12 protein-coding genes, 15 tRNA genes and 1 rRNA gene are annotated in these 17058 nt (G+C 40.2%); 3 read left to right on the top strand and 25 right to left on the bottom strand.

What is annotated here, in order from left to right; translation table 11 throughout:
- Positions 1-25 precede the first annotated feature (25 nt).
- Complete coding sequence (gnd, locus tag BMX30_RS13210; RefSeq protein WP_090746327.1) at positions 26-922, bottom strand: phosphogluconate dehydrogenase (NAD(+)-dependent, decarboxylating); 897 nt, start codon at positions 920-922, stop codon at positions 26-28.
- A gap of 135 nt (positions 923-1057) precedes the next feature.
- Here gnd and BMX30_RS13205 point away from each other — a divergent pair, with 135 nt between their 5' ends.
- On the top strand, positions 1058-1912 hold the full coding sequence (locus BMX30_RS13205; RefSeq protein ID WP_090746324.1) for a MurR/RpiR family transcriptional regulator: 855 nt from the start codon (positions 1058-1060) through the stop codon (positions 1910-1912).
- Positions 1913-1990: 78 nt separating this feature from the next.
- Entirely contained in the window at positions 1991-2443 is a 453-nt protein-coding gene (locus BMX30_RS13200) for a DinB family protein (protein WP_244532602.1), read from the top strand.
- A 66-nt stretch (positions 2444-2509) separates the two neighbouring features.
- Here the strand turns inward: BMX30_RS13200 and yhbH are convergent, their stop codons facing one another.
- The 6 genes from yhbH to queG form a co-directional block, all read right to left on the bottom strand.
- Positions 2510-3679, bottom strand: coding sequence for a sporulation protein YhbH (gene yhbH, locus BMX30_RS13195; protein ID WP_090746318.1), 1170 nt, complete (start codon positions 3677-3679; stop codon positions 2510-2512).
- A 421-nt stretch (positions 3680-4100) separates the two neighbouring features.
- On the bottom strand, positions 4101-5996 hold the full coding sequence (locus BMX30_RS13185; protein ID WP_090746312.1) for a PrkA family serine protein kinase: 1896 nt from the start codon (positions 5994-5996) through the stop codon (positions 4101-4103).
- Positions 5997-6336: 340 nt separating this feature from the next.
- Positions 6337-7086, bottom strand: coding sequence for an oxygen-insensitive NADPH nitroreductase (gene nfsA / locus BMX30_RS13180; RefSeq protein WP_090746864.1), 750 nt, complete (start codon positions 7084-7086; stop codon positions 6337-6339).
- A 270-nt stretch (positions 7087-7356) separates the two neighbouring features.
- Positions 7357-7830, bottom strand: a complete 474-nt coding sequence (gene trmL, locus BMX30_RS13175) for a tRNA (uridine(34)/cytosine(34)/5-carboxymethylaminomethyluridine(34)-2'-O)-methyltransferase TrmL (RefSeq protein WP_090746308.1) — start codon at positions 7828-7830, stop codon at positions 7357-7359.
- A 61-nt stretch (positions 7831-7891) separates the two neighbouring features.
- Complete coding sequence (locus tag BMX30_RS13170) at positions 7892-8794, bottom strand: amidase domain-containing protein (RefSeq protein WP_090746305.1); 903 nt, start codon at positions 8792-8794, stop codon at positions 7892-7894.
- A gap of 303 nt (positions 8795-9097) precedes the next feature.
- Positions 9098-10228, bottom strand: coding sequence for a tRNA epoxyqueuosine(34) reductase QueG (gene queG / locus BMX30_RS13165; RefSeq protein WP_090746302.1), 1131 nt, complete (start codon positions 10226-10228; stop codon positions 9098-9100).
- 107 nt (positions 10229-10335) lie between these two features.
- On the opposite strand from queG, the gene BMX30_RS13160 reads away from it, so the two are divergent.
- Entirely contained in the window at positions 10336-11007 is a 672-nt protein-coding gene (locus tag BMX30_RS13160; protein ID WP_090746297.1) for a B3/B4 domain-containing protein, read from the top strand.
- 299 nt (positions 11008-11306) lie between these two features.
- Here BMX30_RS13160 and BMX30_RS13155 read toward each other — a convergent pair.
- The 18 genes from BMX30_RS13155 to rrf all read right to left on the bottom strand — a co-directional run.
- Positions 11307-11380: transfer RNA gene (locus tag BMX30_RS13155), tRNA-Gly, on the bottom strand.
- A 125-nt stretch (positions 11381-11505) separates the two neighbouring features.
- Positions 11506-12789, bottom strand: a complete 1284-nt coding sequence (locus BMX30_RS13150; RefSeq protein ID WP_090746294.1) for an MFS transporter — start codon at positions 12787-12789, stop codon at positions 11506-11508.
- Between the two features lie 112 nt (positions 12790-12901).
- Entirely contained in the window at positions 12902-14854 is a 1953-nt protein-coding gene (locus BMX30_RS13145; RefSeq protein ID WP_090746291.1) for a CoA-disulfide reductase, read from the bottom strand.
- A gap of 279 nt (positions 14855-15133) precedes the next feature.
- Positions 15134-15214 (bottom strand) — tRNA-Leu (locus BMX30_RS13140).
- A 9-nt stretch (positions 15215-15223) separates the two neighbouring features.
- Positions 15224-15298 (bottom strand) — tRNA-Cys (locus BMX30_RS13135).
- Between the two features lie 10 nt (positions 15299-15308).
- Positions 15309-15383, bottom strand: a tRNA-Gly gene (locus tag BMX30_RS13130).
- Between the two features lie 5 nt (positions 15384-15388).
- Positions 15389-15463, bottom strand: a tRNA-Gln gene (locus BMX30_RS13125).
- A gap of 41 nt (positions 15464-15504) precedes the next feature.
- Positions 15505-15580 (bottom strand) — tRNA-His (locus tag BMX30_RS13120).
- Between the two features lie 10 nt (positions 15581-15590).
- Positions 15591-15664 (bottom strand) — tRNA-Trp (locus BMX30_RS13115).
- Positions 15665-15717: 53 nt separating this feature from the next.
- Positions 15718-15801, bottom strand: a tRNA-Tyr gene (locus BMX30_RS13110).
- Positions 15802-15838: 37 nt separating this feature from the next.
- Positions 15839-15911, bottom strand: a tRNA-Phe gene (locus BMX30_RS13105).
- 290 nt (positions 15912-16201) lie between these two features.
- A tRNA-Asp gene (locus BMX30_RS13100) sits at positions 16202-16278 on the bottom strand.
- 38 nt (positions 16279-16316) lie between these two features.
- Positions 16317-16390, bottom strand: a tRNA-Met gene (locus BMX30_RS13095).
- 160 nt (positions 16391-16550) lie between these two features.
- Positions 16551-16626: transfer RNA gene (locus tag BMX30_RS13090), tRNA-Val, on the bottom strand.
- 40 nt (positions 16627-16666) lie between these two features.
- Positions 16667-16741 (bottom strand) — tRNA-Glu (locus BMX30_RS13085).
- An 8-nt stretch (positions 16742-16749) separates the two neighbouring features.
- Positions 16750-16840 (bottom strand) — tRNA-Ser (locus tag BMX30_RS13080).
- Positions 16841-16845: 5 nt separating this feature from the next.
- A tRNA-Asn gene (locus BMX30_RS13075) sits at positions 16846-16921 on the bottom strand.
- Positions 16922-16950: 29 nt separating this feature from the next.
- Positions 16951-17058: ribosomal RNA gene (gene rrf, locus BMX30_RS13070) — 5S ribosomal RNA — on the bottom strand; the annotation flags it as partial.

Raw genomic sequence — 17058 nt, 5'->3', positions numbered from 1 at the left:
ATCATTATAGAACTGTTTAGTTGGATTAGTTTTTCTCTACAGCATGTCCGCCAAATTCATTTCTTAATGCTGCAACCACTTTACCAGAGAAAGTATCTTCCTCTAAAGAGCGATAACGCATTAATAATGACATTGTAATGACAGGTGCTGCAGCTTGCAGATCAAGAGCCGTTTCGACCGTCCATTTCCCTTCTCCGGAAGAATGCATAACCCCTTTTAAACCGGATAGATTAGCATCTTTTGAAAATGCATTTTCAATTAGCTCCATTAACCAAGAACGAATGACAGAACCGTTATTCCACACCTTGGCAACTTTTTCATAGTCATAATCAAACTGACTCTTATCCAGGATTTCAAAACCTTCGGCGATTGCTTGCATCATTCCGTACTCAATTCCATTATGAACCATTTTTAGGAAATGACCGCTTCCGCTCTTACCTGAATATAAATAGCCGTTTTCTACTGCAATATCTTTAAAAAATGGCTCGATGGATTTAAATACTTCCGCGTCTCCACCAATCATTATGCAAACACCGTGACGTGCCCCTTCCGTACCACCACTTGTTCCGCAATCAAAGAAATAAATTCCCTTTTCGGCCAATTGTTCAGCACGACGAACCGAATCTTTATAATTGGAATTTCCTCCATCAATTAAAATATCTCCGGCTTCTAGAGATTTAGATGCTTCTTCAATAACCATTTCTGTGATATTACCTGCGGGAACCATCAACCAAACGACACGCGGTTTAGGCAGATTTTGAACGAGCTCCTCAATTGACGCAACACCCGTGATGCCTTCCCCTTTTATTCTTTCAACTGCATCAAGATCTTTATCAAAAGCTGTTACTTCATGATTATGGTCCTTAAGATTAAGGGCTAAGTTATATCCCATTTTTCCCAGACCGATGATACCAATATTCATAAGTTCCTCCTTGAAGAAAAAAATTTTCCGATATGACTAATTATACAAAAAAAATTTTCATGTGCAATGTTTAAATGAAAAAAAATTTCATTTATAATATGTCTTATCAAATGATTAATTATAAGGAGATTCAACATGAATCACGATAACCAATATTGTTTAGCACGTATCAAGACCCATTATGCGAAATTTAGTGATAAAGAAAAAATGATTGCCGATTATATATTGAAGCATCCAAAAAAAATCGTGCACACCTCTATTAATCAGTTAGCAGAGGATCTAGGAATTGCCGATTCGACCGTTTTTCGCTTCTGCAAAAGAATTGGATTTAAAGGTTACCAGGCAATGAAAATCGCTCTTGCTTCCGAAATTGTTACACCGATAAAAGACCTTCATGAGACCATTAACGAAGGAGATGACATTCGAACCGTTTCTGAGAAGGTATTTCGCTCCAATATTAAAACTCTAGAAGATACCTTACAGCTTTTAGGAGGCGGTGGTTTTGAGCTCGCGGTCGATGCACTCGTAAATGCCAACAGGGTTGAATTTTTCGGCAGCGGTGGTTCAAGTGTCATTGCTATGGATGCGTATCACAAGTTTATCCGTAGCGGAATTCCCGTCCATGCAAATAGTGATTCCCACATACAGCTCATGTCTGCATCCCAACTTACGGAAAACGATGTTGCTGTCCTTATTTCACATACAGGAACGACTAAGGACATTATTCAAGTACTCCATGTATTAAAGCAAAATCGTGTTAAAACGATTGGGATTTCTAACTTTGCCAAATCCCCTTTAAGTGAGAAGGTAGATATTGCTCTATACACTGTTGCTGAGGAAACTGATTACCGATCAGAAGCCCTCTCTTCTAGGATTGCTCAACTTAGCATCCTCGATTCCCTATATATAAATGTAATGATTGCTAGGGATGAGGACGGCCAAGAAAGTTTGAAAAAGATGCGAAACGCCATTTCAATCAAGAGAATCTAATATGAGGTCATTTAGTTGGAATAGTTTGGTTGCTAGGATATAATTGCTCCAAACAATTCAAAGGGAGTGGTATAATTGGTGAAAATCAATCATTTTATGGATAGCTGGATGAGTCATCGCAAAGCACTACTAGAATTAATCGATACATTTGAAAACGAGCATCTCAACTATAGGCCTTGGGATAAGGCAATGACGCTTTCAGAACTAGTTCTTCATATCTCCTCTTCAACAGGGATGTTTGTAGAATCGGTTAAAAATGGGGTATTCGCCCCACCTTCAACACCAAAGATGCCTGAAACGACCGAAGAACTGAAGCAACTTGTGGAAAAGGAAACTCAACAGACAAAGAGGAATCTTGAAGAACTCACCGAAAGTCAGTTGAACCAAATTGTCGAGTTTAGTGGAATGAAAATGCCGGGAATGGCCCTCTTAGAAAGCGCCAAGGACCATGAAATCCACCATAAAGGCCAAGTTTTTACTTACGCTCGGTTAATTGGGATTGAAAATCTTCCATTTTTCATTAGTCGTTAAAAATCTGAAATTTTCTACCTTGCTTGAAATAAAAATTGACAGGCTCCTCGGCCTGTCAATTTTTGTTTAAGCATATATTTTTCCTTCTTCTTCTTTCCTAAAGAAGCTCTTCATCGCATGGAATACGTCTGCTTTTTGCTTGAGGATAAAGTGACGGAATTTTTCATCCTTCATGTTTTTATAGGCGGACATTAACGTTGAGTGGCGGTTATACTGATTGACTTCTCCATATCCAAACATATTAGAGACCTTCATTAATTCTTCAACCAACTTAACACAACGGGCGTTGTCGGAAGTTAAATTATCACCATCAGAAAAATGGAACGGATAGATATTGAATTTTTGAGGATCATATTTTGTGTCAATTAGCTCCAGTGATTTTCGGTAGGCAGAAGAACAAATCGTTCCACCGCTCTCCCCTTTGGAGAAAAAGTCTTCTTCTGTTACCACTTTCGCTTCTGTATGATGGGCGATAAACTCAATTTCAACGGTCTCGTACTTTGAACGTAAAAACCTTGTCATCCAGAAGAAAAAACTTCTGGCCATATACTTTTCCCATAGACCCATCGATCCACTAGTGTCCATCATCGCAAGAACAACCGCTTTAGAATCAGGTTTTATAACCTCATTCCACGTTTTAAATTTCAGGTCTTCCTGATAAATTGGATGGAAGGATGGTTTTCCTTGCATCGCATTGCGCTTATACGCCGTCATCATCGTTCGTTTTTTATCAATATTGCCCATTAAACCAGTCTTACGAATATCATTAAATTCAATGTCTTCAATCGTATCCTCTTGATTTTGTTTCCGCTGTAAATTAGGGAGCTCCAACTGCTTAAATAACGCTGCTTCCAACTCCATAATGGATACTTCTGCTTCATAGTAGTCTTCTCCAGCCTGATCGCCTGCTCCTTGACCCTTGCCTGGTGCTGGCTTCCCTGATCCATCACGCGCTACGACATCTCCTACCTGGCTGTCTCCAGTTCCCTGGCCAACATGTTTATTTTTATCATAATTATAGCGAATCTTATATTCATCCAGAGAACGGATAGGAATCTTGACTACCTCCCTGCCGTTTGACATCACGATGCTCTCTTCAGTAATAAGATCAGGTAGATTATTCTTAATAGCATCCTGAACCTTATCCTGATGACGCTGCTGGTCGTCATAGCCTTTGCGGTGGAGGGACCAATCTTCCTGGGAAATTACAAACTGGCCGTTGTTTTCTTCGGTCATTTTCGAACCCCTCCTGTTCATTTTTTAATCACACATTTTCCTAAACTGTCATACAATAATTCGGATGCAAAAACCATTTCTGAGAATGGTGATTACTCTATCATATGCAGAGGACAAAAATAATTTACAAATAATTTAGACAATTTACCTTCTGACTATAGGAATGGACAGGCCCGTTTTTCGTAAAGCTCTTTTATCAAACTTTATTGCTTTTTATTTAAAATCTGATGGATTACGTTATGTCCACTGTAAAATAGACTTTATTCACAAGAAAAGAGCTTACAACCCTAATGTTCAATGCACCAATTAACTTACCTTGCGTTAAAATCGAATATAGGATCTTAACATTCATTTTTCCGAAAACAGCCTTCGTAAAAATAAAAGGAACCTGCAAAGGAAATGCAGATTCCAACGAAATCATTTATCGATTCAGTAAGCTGCCTACATACCGAAGCAATTCATTTGCTGACGTTGAGTTATAGCCATGCTCGTCAATAAGTCTAGCAACTACCTCATTTACCTTTTTAAGCTGAGTTTCATCTGGCGTTTTCGTTGAGGTAGTAATTTTAACAACATCTTTTAAATCGGCAAATAATTTCTTTTGAATAGCTTCTCTTAATCTGTCATGCGAGTTATAATCAAATCTCTTTCCTTTTCGTGCATAGGCAGAGATTCGAATAAGAATTTCTTCTCGGAATGCTTTCTTTGCATTCTCTGAAATTCCAATTTGCTCTTCAATAGAGCGCATCAGTTTTTCATCCGGATTAATTTCTTCTCCTGTCAATGGATCACGAAGCTTCGCCTTATTACAGTAAGCTTCGACGTTATCCAAGTAGTTTTCCATGAGTGTCTTGGCAGACTCCTCATAGGAATATACAAATGCCTTTTGAACTTCCTTTTTAGCAATATCATCATACTCTTTTCTGGCTACAGAAATAAAGTTCAAATACCTTTCTCTCTGTTCTTGTGTGATAGAAGGATGTTGATCAAGTCCCTCTTTCAAAGAGCGCAGAACATCAAGTGCATTAATTGTTTGAATATTCTTTCTTATAATTGTAGAAGAAATCCTATTTATTACGTACCGTGGATCAATCCCACTCATACCCTCATCCTGATATTCCTTTTTTAGTTCAGCCACATCAGCAGAGTTATAACCTTCGACACTTTCACCGTCGTAAAGACGCATTTTCTTTACAAGGTCGATATCCCCTTTTTTCGGCTCTTTTAAGCGGGTAAGAATGGTGAACATAGAGGCAACCTTTAAGGTGTGTGGAGCAATATGCACATCGCCAACATCACTTTCTCGAATCATTTTATCATAAATTTTTTCCTCATCCGAAACCTTGAGATTATATGGAATCGGCATGACGATAATCCTTGAATGAAGAGCTTCATTCTTTTTATTCGAAATAAATGACCGGTACTCGGTTTCATTGGTATGGGCAACGATGAGTTCATCAGCTGAGATTAATGCAAATCGACCAGCTTTGAAGTTCCCTTCCTGTGTTAATGACAATAGATGCCAGAGAAACTTCTCATCACATTTTAACATTTCCTGGAATTCCATCATCCCACGGTTTGCCTTGTTTAATTCACCGTCAAAACGATAGGCTCTTGGGTCTGACTCTGATCCATATTCAGCAATCGTTGAAAAATCAATGCTTCCAGTCAAATCTGCAATATCCTGAGACTTAGGGTCAGATGGACTAAATGTCCCAATCCCCGTCCGTTTGTCCTCAGAGAAGAAAATTCTTTCAATCCTCACATCTTCAATTCGACCACCATACTCTTTTTCAAGTCTCATCATGTTGAGCGGGGAAAGGTTCCCTTCAATTCGAATTCCATATTCATCATAAAAGTCTTTCCGTAAATGATGAGGAATCAAATGCAGCGGATCCTCATGCATTGGGCAGCCCTTAATCGCATAAATGGCACCTCTGTCTGTAAGCGAGTATGCTTCGAGCCCTCTTTTAAGAATTGTGACAAGTGTTGACTTCCCGCCACTGACAGGCCCCATTAACAGCAATATCCGTTTACGGACATCTAAGCGTTTTGCTGCAGGGTGAAAATATTCTTCTACTAGGCGCTCAAGGGGTTCTTCAAGTCCAAATAACTGGCTGCCGAAAAAGGAATACTTCTTCTTCCCCTTTTCTTCTTCAATCCCCGCGTCCTTAATCATATTATAAACCCGTGAATGTGCCGATTGAGCTACCCATGGCTGTTCCTTCACAATCTCCAGATACTCCCCGAACGTCCCTTCCCATCTAAGGTTCTCTTCTTCCTCACGATACTTCTCAATTTTTCTTAATATCTCCATAAGGACCTCCCTGTCTAGCGATTATCGAGAGACGATTAATATACTTTATGCACGGATGAAATTGAACATGCCAACATCCTACAAACTCTCCCTAAAGAAAAGTCTAAAAATTATCGCCCATTCTTCACAGTTCGGTCCCTTTAGGCTATAATAAAAACAGATATCGGAAAAACGGACAAAGGGGGCTTACATAAATGAATCTATTGTTGATTATTGGGGTTTCAGTCGTATTCCTTGCGGCCATTTTCACATCTGGCTATGAAGATAAGCCAGGAGTAAGCAAGAAATAAATTAGCAACATCTAAACGAAAAGGCTGCCAATAATTGGCAGCCTTTTTTCTTATCGTAAATCCATTTTCCGATTTTGAACAAAATCCTTCATATACATTCGTGATTTTTTTTCAAGCATTTGTCCTATTTGTTCGGTCCAAGTATCTTCGCGTTTCCCATCCGTTCTTTCTCTGTAATAGGCGGAAATGACTTGATTATAGTCTTCTAATTGCTTAATAAAGGTAGCTGTATCCTGCTGATACTCATTTTCCATATATACATGTTCAAGTGGAAGGCGTGGCTTTTTGTCATTTACCTTTGCAGGATAACCAATCGCCATACCAAATAAAGGTACCACGTAATCAGGCGTTTTAAGTAAACTTTGGACCGCTTCAAGATTGTTTCGAATTCCGCCTATATAGCAGATACCCAAACCCATTGATTCAGCAGCAATTGCAGCGTTCTGTGCTGCAAGCGCAGCGTCGATTACGCTAACCATAAATTTCTCTGTACTTTCAATTGATGGTATAACATCTATGTTCTCCATCTCAGCGATCTGTGCATGACGGTTGAGGTCTGCGCAAAATACTAAGAAATGTCCATTTTTTGCTACATAAGGTTGATTTCCAACGACCTCAGCGAGTTGATCCTTCTTGTTCTGATCAGACACCCCGATAATCGAATATGCTTGGATGAAACTTGATGTTGAAGCTGCCTGGGCAGTCGTTATAATGGTTTCAATCTGCTCTCTAGTTAAAGGCTTGTCCTGAAAACTTCTTATAGATCGGTGATCCAAAATAGTCTCAATTGTTTTATTCATATTATTATCCTTCCCTTCATCAAAAAGTTTTCTATGTATTAAATATTGAAAGAGGACCAATACCTATAGGTCCTCTTCATTTTAGAAGGCTCTTGTCTCAAACCTTAATGCTTTTGGATAAAAAAAGAATCGATTGAGCTTCGTTACATAAAAAACAGCTCTATAAATATGAGAAAAGGGCTTGCAAACATACTATTAACGTACAAAGTAGCTTATCCCGCGTGACAAATCGGCTTTAAGCTTTTAACAACACCCTACGAAAACAGCCTTCTAGAATAAGTTCGGAAAATTCCGTTGACGAAGCCCCTCATATATGAGGACTGCAGCACTATTTGATAAATTTAACGATTGAACATTATCGTTCATCGGTATTCTTAGGCAGCGGTCCTTATTTTTATTAAGTAATTCTGATGGTAGCCCTGTTGTTTCTTTGCCAAAGATAAAATAGTAGTCTTTATCTTTCTGGCTATAATCAACTGTAGAATGGGGCTTAGTACCATGTTTTGTTAAATAATAATATTCCCCATCTTTGTTGCTAGCAAAGAAGTCATCCAAAGAATCATGATAAACCATTTTTACAAACTCCCAATAATCTAATCCTGCTCTTCTTAACATCTTATCATCTGTTGAGAATCCTAAAGGGCGAATTAAGTGGAGAACGGTCCCCGTCGCTGCACAAGTTCTCGCAATGTTTCCTGTATTAGCAGGTAGTTCTGGTTGGTATAATACAACATGTAATGCCACATATTTCACCTCAACATTAATCTAGTTGTTATTATACCACTAACCCTCCTTTCAAGCCTGCTTATTGATCATCAACAACCGTGAAGAACTTATATTTAATATCAGGAGTATAAGCCGTTGAATCTTCATAAGCCCAGTAACGCTTTCTACTGTTTGTCGTATGCGCATTAACAAGTGGCATCCCATCTGCATCTTTTGCTGTTACAATTGTCGTATGATCAAATCTCCCGTCTCCCTGAAAGTCATAACAAATGACATCGCCCGGTGAAAGCTGACTTGGATTGCTAACTTCTTTTGCTTTCAAACCTACATTAGAACCCGGCAAATACCAACGCATTGAATTGGCAACAGACCAACTGTAACTCCAGTTGTTATTTCTCATCCACCAACCTTTAGCCCGGTCAGAATAGCCTTGCATTGGCGCTCCACCTGCATGCAGGCACTGGGAGATATAATTTGTACAGTCCACCTCAAATTTTTTGTATGCTGGATTATAATCATTCCACCATCGTTCCGCATATTGAACGGCCTTGAGGCGGTCATACTGGAAAGAAGTTCGTTGCTCACTTTCATCTGCCGTTCGTTCAAAAATGTCAGTTACTCTTTCGCCGAGAGATTCTGCTTCAGGAGTTCTAAGAATTTCTATATCAAATTCTTCATCATCTACGAGTACTCCTTTATAAAACTCAGCTTTTCTTTCTTCGACCCGCTCCTCGATGATAAATTCGTGTTTTTGTTTAATCAAATATTTAAAATGAACAGTATAAAATACTTCAGTTCCCTCATTATTTTCTTTTTCCCCAGTAATTTTCCCTTCAGCCGTCGTTCGAACAATTTCAGCCCCTCTACGAGCACAGCTTTCCTTTGTTTTTTCGATTAATGGGCAATCATGTAGCTCGCTTCTTGTTTGTGAAACATATTGTCGAACACGCTGTTGCAATAAATTCTGTAATTGTTCTCTCACAAGACACCACTCCTCTCCTCACATATGTATGAACAAATTGATGCTTGTAGGTATAGTAAACAATGGAATTTTAAGACAAAAAAACACAGTTGTAATAACTGTGTCGGGTTTGGATGATGAAGATGAAAACGAGCGTCGAATAAACGAGAAATCAACTTCATCGACTCGATGAAGTTGGAAACCAGCATGGGGTCAGCAAGAAACCATCTTCATCAACTGGATGAAGATGAAAACGTGCAAGAAATCAGCGGGAAACCATTTTCATTAGCTGGTAGAAATACTGTGGTCTTGAAAAAGAGTTAACTACCTAAATAAACTCAAGCCTGTTCTTATCTCAGACAATACCTCATCATCCTTTTCTACCTCTGCTGACTTTTCTAATGCCGTAATTGCCTCAGCTCCACCGATTTTAGCTAAAGACCAGGCAGCTGTCCCGCGTAATACAGGGCGTGGGTCTTCAGTCAATACCTTTATTAAATCAGGTACAGCAGTTTCATCTTTAAAATGACCTAAAGCAATGACTGCATTCCTTTGGATGGGCTTCTTCCCCCTCCATGAGCCAGAAACAGGACCAAATTTTTCTTTGAACTCTCGGTTGCTAATGTGGAGTATTGGTTTTAATAATGGCTTCGCTAGCTCTGCGTCCGGTTCAGTTTCAGCATGGAAGTGGAAATCCTTCCCCTTATTCACGGGACATGCTGTTTGGCAAGAATCACAGCCATAAAGGCGATTGCCAATCTTTTCTCGAAATTCCTCAGGTAAGAAGCCTTTTGTTTGTGTCAAAAAAGCAATACATCGCTGACTGTTAAGCTGTCCCCCTTGGACAAGAGCACCGGTTGGACATGCATCAAGACATTTTGTACAGCTCCCGCACTGATCCTCCATCGGTGAATCTGGTTTAAAAGGCAGGTTTGTAATCATTTCCCCTAGGTACACATACGATCCAAACTCAGGCGTGATAATAGAACAGTTCTTGCCACTCCAGCCAATTCCAGCCCTTTCTGCCACAGCTCTATCTACTAATTCTCCCGTATCGACCATTGACTTAAATTTGGCCTCTGGGACCTTTGCAGCAATGTATTCCTCCAGAAGTTTTAATTTTCTCCTTAAAATATGATGATAATCTTCTCCCCAGGAGGCTCGGCAAAAAATCCCTCGTCTTTCTCCCTTTTTACTAACAACTCTAACCTTCATTTTTGAAGGATAGGCTACCGCAATGGCAATTATTGATTGCGGATGATCAAATATTAAATCCGGCCGTACCCGTTTTTCAATATCTTGCTCCTCAAACCCAGATTGGTATTGAAGTTCTTGTTGGTGAATAAGCCTGCTCTTCATTTCAGAAAATGGTGAAGGTGACGCAAAGCCAATTTTATCGATGCCTATTTCTTTACTGTAGTCAATAATGTCTTGTTGCAACTGTAGAATATCCACTTTGCTCTCCCTCCCTTCGAATAAGATATATCTATTTATGTCGTCAATTGTAAAAGTGCATAACTAATATGATAAACTATTTTATAGAAATTTTGGAGGTGGAATCGTTGGAAATTATGGTTTCAAGTGAGTTATGTAGGATGGTTCCAGGCTTTACTGCTGGATTCATCCGTTATCGAGATATAGAGGTTGGTCCATCACCTCAAATGCTTAAGGGCAGGCTGCAATTATTTCAGGAGTCGCTTTATTTTGATCTTGAGAGCAAAAGCCCAACTGAGTTTGAAGGAATAGAGGAATGGCGCCAAGTATTCAAACAAACGGGGAAAGATCCTAATCGCTATAGGCACTCTGCAGAAGCCCTTTACCGAAGGATTAAAAAGCAAAACTACCTCCAATCAGTACATAGTGCTATAGATGTGAATAACTTTTTCTCCCTTGAGTATGAAGTTCCAATTGGCATTTATGATACCGATAAGCTTAATGGAGATATCGAGATAAAGGTTGGAGCAGAACAAGAAGAATATAACGGATTGAACGGCAGGTTGAACTCATTGCATAACTTAATTGTTTCAAGTGATAGTTCCGGACCATTTGGTAGTCCCTTTGTCGATTCAGAACGGACTGCTGTTACAACCGATACTAAAAATGCCCTGCAAATTGTCTATCTCCGTCCATCTTTTGGAGGTGAGGAAAACATGAAGCTTACCGAATCACTCATGAAAATGTTTCTCCAAATTCATGGTGGCGAAGGACATTATACAATCATCGGTTGCGAATAAAGGACAGCCTCGGCTGCGGAAGCAAGAGAAAAATAATGATCATCTCAAATAATAAAGGTCTTGGGGCAGTTTTTCGGTAGAGTTGCTAATAACTGCTCCATGTACGGGGCCTAGGCGCAGTTTTTCAGCGCTTTTCCTTTAAACTGCTCCATCAACAACCCTCGCGTAGCTTTTCGGCTTATAAACTGCTCCAGAAGTGATTATCGAGTAGTCCAAAAGGCAACCCATATTCATAAATCAAAATAAAAAACGCAACACTTCGTTTCTAACAAACGAAATACTGCGTTATATATGTACATTGGAGCGGGTGATGGGAATCGAACCCACTACATCAGCTTGGAAGGCTGAGGTTTTACCAGTAAACTACACCCGCAAATTTATAAAGGTTGAGAAAAACCGTTTGACTCTTAAAATGATACATAAGACTTTATGATCTGTCAATATCTATTTATGTACTTTTTCGAAAATCCCCCTATTAAATAGAAGAACCGCCCATTTTTAGGTTTGGACGGTTTCCTCTTCTTTAACAGGCTTTTTAGCCAACAGCGAACAAAAGATCCCAATGACTGGAAAAATAATCGTAAGAATTAGAATTTCCTTGTATCCACCGAATAAATCATAAGAGAATCCAAATGGGAGTGGCCCCAGTGCTGACCCTAGTACCGTAATTGTCATGGCACTACCTTTTATACTACCAAGTGACATTCTCCCAAAATAAGACGGCCAAACATAATTTAACGCAATTCGCTCAAAACCATTGCTGAATCCCCAGAGGACTCCGAAAAATAGTGCCATTCCTATTGAGTTGGTAAAATGAAGCAACCCCAGAAAAATAATCTCTCCAACAAAAATTCCAGCTAGAATTACATTCACTTTAACTCGATCTAGTATGACTCCAGCCACTATCGAAATTGGAAAACCTACGATGGCCATCAGGCTTAGGACCAATGCTGCTGTCCCATTAGAAAGCCCGTTTTCCTTAAAGATAGAGATCAAATGAAACGTCAAACCTGTATTCACCATGGAAGGGATACCAACAACAACTAGGAGCAACCAGTAAGCTCTCGTTTTCTTAGCCTCTTGCAAAGTCCAATTGACCTCAAGTTTTTTCGGTTTGTCATTCGTATCCTTTCCACTGGGGTGGACTACTTCTCCATCTGGGAGGAGACCTACATCTTCAGGTTTATTACGGATGAGGAAATAAGCTAATGGAACAAAAAGGAATAACAACAATACTCCCCATAACTTCCAGGAGAAACTCCATCCCCATTCAGCAACAAGCCAAGCGTTTAATGGGGGTAAAGCTGCAGAGCTTGTGAATCCTCCAATGGCCATCAGGCTTAATGCTTTACCTCTCTTTTCAATGAACCATTGCGGAATCAATGTATTCGGTAATAACGTCATTGAACCTTGCCCTAACAGTCTTATAAAGAAAAAACCAATAAATAGCATTGCCATATTTACTACAATACTGTTCCAAAAACAGGCAAGACCCAGTCCTATCCCGACGATGACAGACATTTTCCTTTGGCCAAATCTATCAATATATTTCCCTATAAATAAGATACATAACCCAGCCGCTAATGTAGCTCCCGAATAAATACCTGATACCTGCGATCGACTCCACCCAAAATCATTTATATACGAGTCAATAAATACAGATACAGAATAGGTTTGACCTGGGCCGGAAAAAAACACTCCCATTGCGCCGATGAAGACAATCATCCAGCCGTAATAAAAGGGGGTATTAACTGGTGGTGCGGTACTTGTTCGTACTCTCATTGTAAAAACCTCCCTGCTCATCATAGCAAAAGAAGTTTTTAATTGTCTATTCTAAATCCTTTGATACCAAAAGAATCCCCTATTCCGATGTGGAATAGGAGACCCTCGTTATTTATTTCTTTTTCACCCAGAATTTAATAAGTGAACCATCTTGCTCAGTATTTAAGATAGTATGTCCTGCATTCCTAGCCCATGCTGGCAGATCATTGAGCGCTCCCTTGTCAGTCGCTTGAAGTTCAATCACTTGGCCGCTTTCTAAAGAATCAATTCCTTTTTTGAGCTTAATAATTGGCATTGGGCAAGTCAAGCCAGCAACATCCACAATAGAATCGGGTTTTACCTCAGCTATACTAGCCTTTGTTTCCTCTTTTACTTCTACCTCACCACGGTCGTTGGTGTTAAACTCCTTTTTTATATTACTACCAAAAACAGAAGAATATGTTTTCCAACCACCATCTACGTTTTTCACATCATAACCCTGGTTTTTTAGAATACGTGTTGCTAAATATCCACGTAACCCTACCTGACAGCTAACATAAATCGTCTTGTCTTTTGGAAGCTCTTCTAATCTATTTCTTAAATCATTTAAAGGAATATTAATAGACCCCTCGATAAATCCAAATTCACGTTCAACTGGTTCACGAACATCGACTAAAAGGCCACCCTCTGCAACGATTTCATCAATTTCATGCCATTGAACCTGCTCCAATACCCCATCTAAAATATTGGTTGCAACATAGCCAGCCATGTTTACTGGATCTTTTGCAGATGAAAATGGCGGCGCATAAGATAATTCTAAGTTTGTTAAATCTTCGACTGTCAAGCCACCTTTAATAGCTGTAGCAATGACGTCAATTCGCTTATCTGCTCCATCAGCACCAACTGCCTGAGCTCCGAAGATTTTTCCGGTTTCTTTGTCAAATACTAATTTTAGTGCAATTGGGGCAGCACCAGGATAATATCCTGCATGTGAGTTTGGATGAATATGTGCCACTTCATACGATACTCCTAGGCGTTTAAGAGTTTTTTCATTGCTTCCAGTAGCAGCAACAGTTAAATCAAACACTTTCGCAATGGAAGTACCTAATGTCCCTTGGTATTTCTCTCGTTTGCCCATCATATTATTTGCAGCGATACGACCTTGTCGGTTTGCTGGTCCTGCAAGTGGAATCATTGCCTTTGTTCCATTAATATAATCAACAACCTCTATCGCATCACCAACAGCGTAAACATCCGGATTTGAAGTCTGCAGATATTCATTCACAATAATTCCGCCGCGCTCTCCCAGCTCTAATCCTGCCGTTTTAGCTAATTCATTTTCAGGTCTAACACCAATAGAAAGAATCGTCATATCCGTATCAATTTCGGTTCCATCAGAAAGGATGATTTTCTTGCCTTCGTTAGCGAAAGATTGAACTCCATTTTCTAAAATAAGTTTTACACCTTTTTCTTTCATATGATTGTGCAATATACTTGCCATCTCAAAGTCAATTGGAGCCATTATTTGATTTGCCATTTCAACAATCGTTACTTCTATTCCTCTATCAGCAAGGTTTTCAGCCATCTCGATTCCAATAAATCCTCCACCTACAACAACTGCTTTCTTAGGGCCTTTATGGTCGACATAGTCTTTAATTTTATCTGTATCTGGAATATTTCTTAATGTAAATAAAGCTTTATTTTCCTTAAGCCCTGGAATAGGCGGTACAATTGGTCTTGCTCCAGGTGATAATAATAATTTGTCATAGCTTTCTTCATAAACTTCTTCCGTTTGAAGATTTTTAATCATGACCTTCTTTAGATCCGGGTCAATGCTCATCACTTCACTTAAATTTCGAATATCAAGCTTAAAACGTTCTGACATACCTTCAACCGTTTGAACTAATAATTTACTTCTGTCTTTGATTGTCTCACCGATATAATAAGGTAAACCACAATTAGCAAAGGAGATATGTTCTCCACGTTCAACCATAATTACTTCAACATCTTCACTAATTCTTCTAAGTCTAGCTGCCGCTGTCGCTCCACCAGCTACTCCACCTACGATAATAATTTTTTGTGTCATTTATATATCCTCCTAATGAGTAAGTTTTAAATTAAATTGGAAACTTAATTCCTGTAACTAATATACCATTAGGGGTATAGTTTGTGTCAGAGTAAATTTGTCAATTCAGTTACAATTACTTCTATTACTATGAGAAATATAGGTAGAACTCACTTCACCTTCGAGTTGCTTATCCTATATATAAATGAAAAATTGTTAACCAAAGTATGAGTAAACGGAAAAATAAGAATAAAAAAAAGACTTCCTATAGTTAGGAAATCCTTTTTTTATTCTTATAGATACCGGTGGTCGGGGTCGAACCGACACTCCAGAGGAACACGATTTTGAGTCGTGCGCGTCTGCCAATTCCGCCACACCGGCAAATTACAATGGAGGCGGCAACCGGATTCGAACCGGTGAATAAAGGTTTTGCAGACCTTGGCCTTACCACTTGGCTATGCCGCCATAGATGTTTTGGAGCGGAAGACGGGATTCGAACCCGCGACCCCAACCTTGGCAAGGTTGTATTCTACCACTGAACTACTTCCGCATAAATGGCTGGGCTAGCAGGATTCGAACCTACGAATGACGGAGTCAAAGTCCGTTGCCTTACCGCTTGGCTATAGCCCATTAATATACTATTCAATTCAAGAAATAATGTGAATATAAAATGGGGCGACCGATGGGAAACGAACCCACGAATGTCGGAACCACAATCCGATGCGTTAACCACTTCGCCACGATCGCCATAATAAGTTGGCAGGGGTAGTAGGAATCGAACCCACACTGGAGGTTTTGGAGACCTCTGTTCTACCTTTAAACTATACCCCTAAAATTAAAAATATGAAAGCAATTTTACTCTGCTACACTTCGCGAATAAACTATGGTGGAGGGGGACGGATTCGAACCGCCGAACCCGAAGGAGCGGATTTACAGTCCGCCGCGTTTAGCCACTTCGCTACCCCTCCGTATTATAGTATAAATAGAAAAATCTTAAATCAAAGGTGGCTCAGGACGGAATCGAACCGCCGACACATGGATTTTCAGTCCATTGCTCTACCGACTGAGCTACTGAGCCATAATAATATATTGACCCGCTTAATTATTTGTACGAGTCCATTGCTCAAAAGACCTCCGGTCTTCCTCGCAAGTTGCCGCAGAAGCTTTTCATAGAAGGTAGCAACTTGCTCTACCGACTGAGCTACTGAGCCATAATAATATATTGACCCGCTTAATTATTTGTACGAGTCCATTGCTCAAAAGACCTCCGGTCTTCCTCGCAAGTTGCCGCAGAAGCTTTTCATAGAAGGTAGCAACTTGCTCTACCGACTGAGCTACTGAGCCATATCATTGTGATTAAAAAATAAATGGCGGTCCGGACGGGACTCGAACCCGCGACCTCCTGCGTGACAGGCAGGCATTCTAACCAACTGAACTACCGGACCAAAGTATTCCAAGCAAAGCTTGAAGATAACTTCATTAATTGCGGGGGCAGGATTTGAACCTGCGACCTTCGGGTTATGAGCCCGACGAGCTACCGAACTGCTCCACCCCGCGGCAATATTATTATACATAGATTTGGATATGCTCTATGTTAGCACTTACTGTCCCGACCTCAGAAAGCCTATTCAAGATGCGGCTCGATCGGTACAACTCGCAGTTTATTCAATGGAGTAACGCTCGTTGCTCCACCCCGCGGCAATATTATTGATAATAATGGTGGAGGATGACGGGATCGAACCGCCGACCCTCTGCTTGTAAGGCAGATGCTCTCCCAGCTGAGCTAATCCTCCGTTAATCTAAGTGTAATTGCTTTTCTTATATGAAAAGAGATGGTGACCCCTACGGGATTCGAACCCGTGTTACCGCCGTGAAAGGGCGGTGTCTTAACCGCTTGACCAAGGGGCCAGTTGTAATGGCGGAGAGCAAGGGATTTGAACCCTTGATACGCGGTTAGCGTATACACGATTTCCAATCGTGCTCCTTCGGCCACTCGGACAGCTCTCCATAAATGGCTCCGCAGGTAGGACTCGAACCTACGACCGTTCGGTTAACAGCCGAATGCTCTACCAACTGAGCTACTGCGGATCAATAAGTAATATATGAAAAATATTACTGCCTGGCAACGTCCTACTCTCACAGGGGGAAACCCCCAACTACCATCGGCGCTGAGAAGCTTAACTTCCGTGTTCGGCATGGGAACGGGTGTGACCTTCTCGCTATCG

It is taken from the genome of Mesobacillus persicus, assembly GCF_900109925.1.
GTDB lineage: Bacteria > Bacillota > Bacilli > Bacillales > Cytobacillaceae > Mesobacillus_B > Mesobacillus_B persicus.
This window is presented reverse-complemented; position numbering and strand designations above follow the sequence as displayed.

Bases quoted from the DNA above. Each gene is read 5' to 3' on its own strand.
- BMX30_RS13150 (WP_090746294.1), bottom strand. From the start codon at position 12,789: ATGAGAGTACGAACAAGTACCGCACCACCAGTTAATACCCCCTTTTAT.
- gnd (WP_090746327.1), bottom strand. From the start codon at position 922: ATGAATATTGGTATCATCGGTCTGGGAAAAATGGGATATAACTTAGCC.
- BMX30_RS13205 (WP_090746324.1), top strand. From the start codon at position 1,058: ATGAATCACGATAACCAATATTGTTTAGCACGTATCAAGACCCATTAT.
- BMX30_RS13185 (WP_090746312.1), bottom strand. From the start codon at position 5,996: ATGGAGATATTAAGAAAAATTGAGAAGTATCGTGAGGAAGAAGAGAAC.
- yhbH (WP_090746318.1), bottom strand. From the start codon at position 3,679: ATGACCGAAGAAAACAACGGCCAGTTTGTAATTTCCCAGGAAGATTGG.
- BMX30_RS13145 (WP_090746291.1), bottom strand. From the start codon at position 14,854: ATGACACAAAAAATTATTATCGTAGGTGGAGTAGCTGGTGGAGCGACA.
- nfsA (WP_090746864.1), bottom strand. From the start codon at position 7,086: ATGAATAAAACAATTGAGACTATTTTGGATCACCGATCTATAAGAAGT.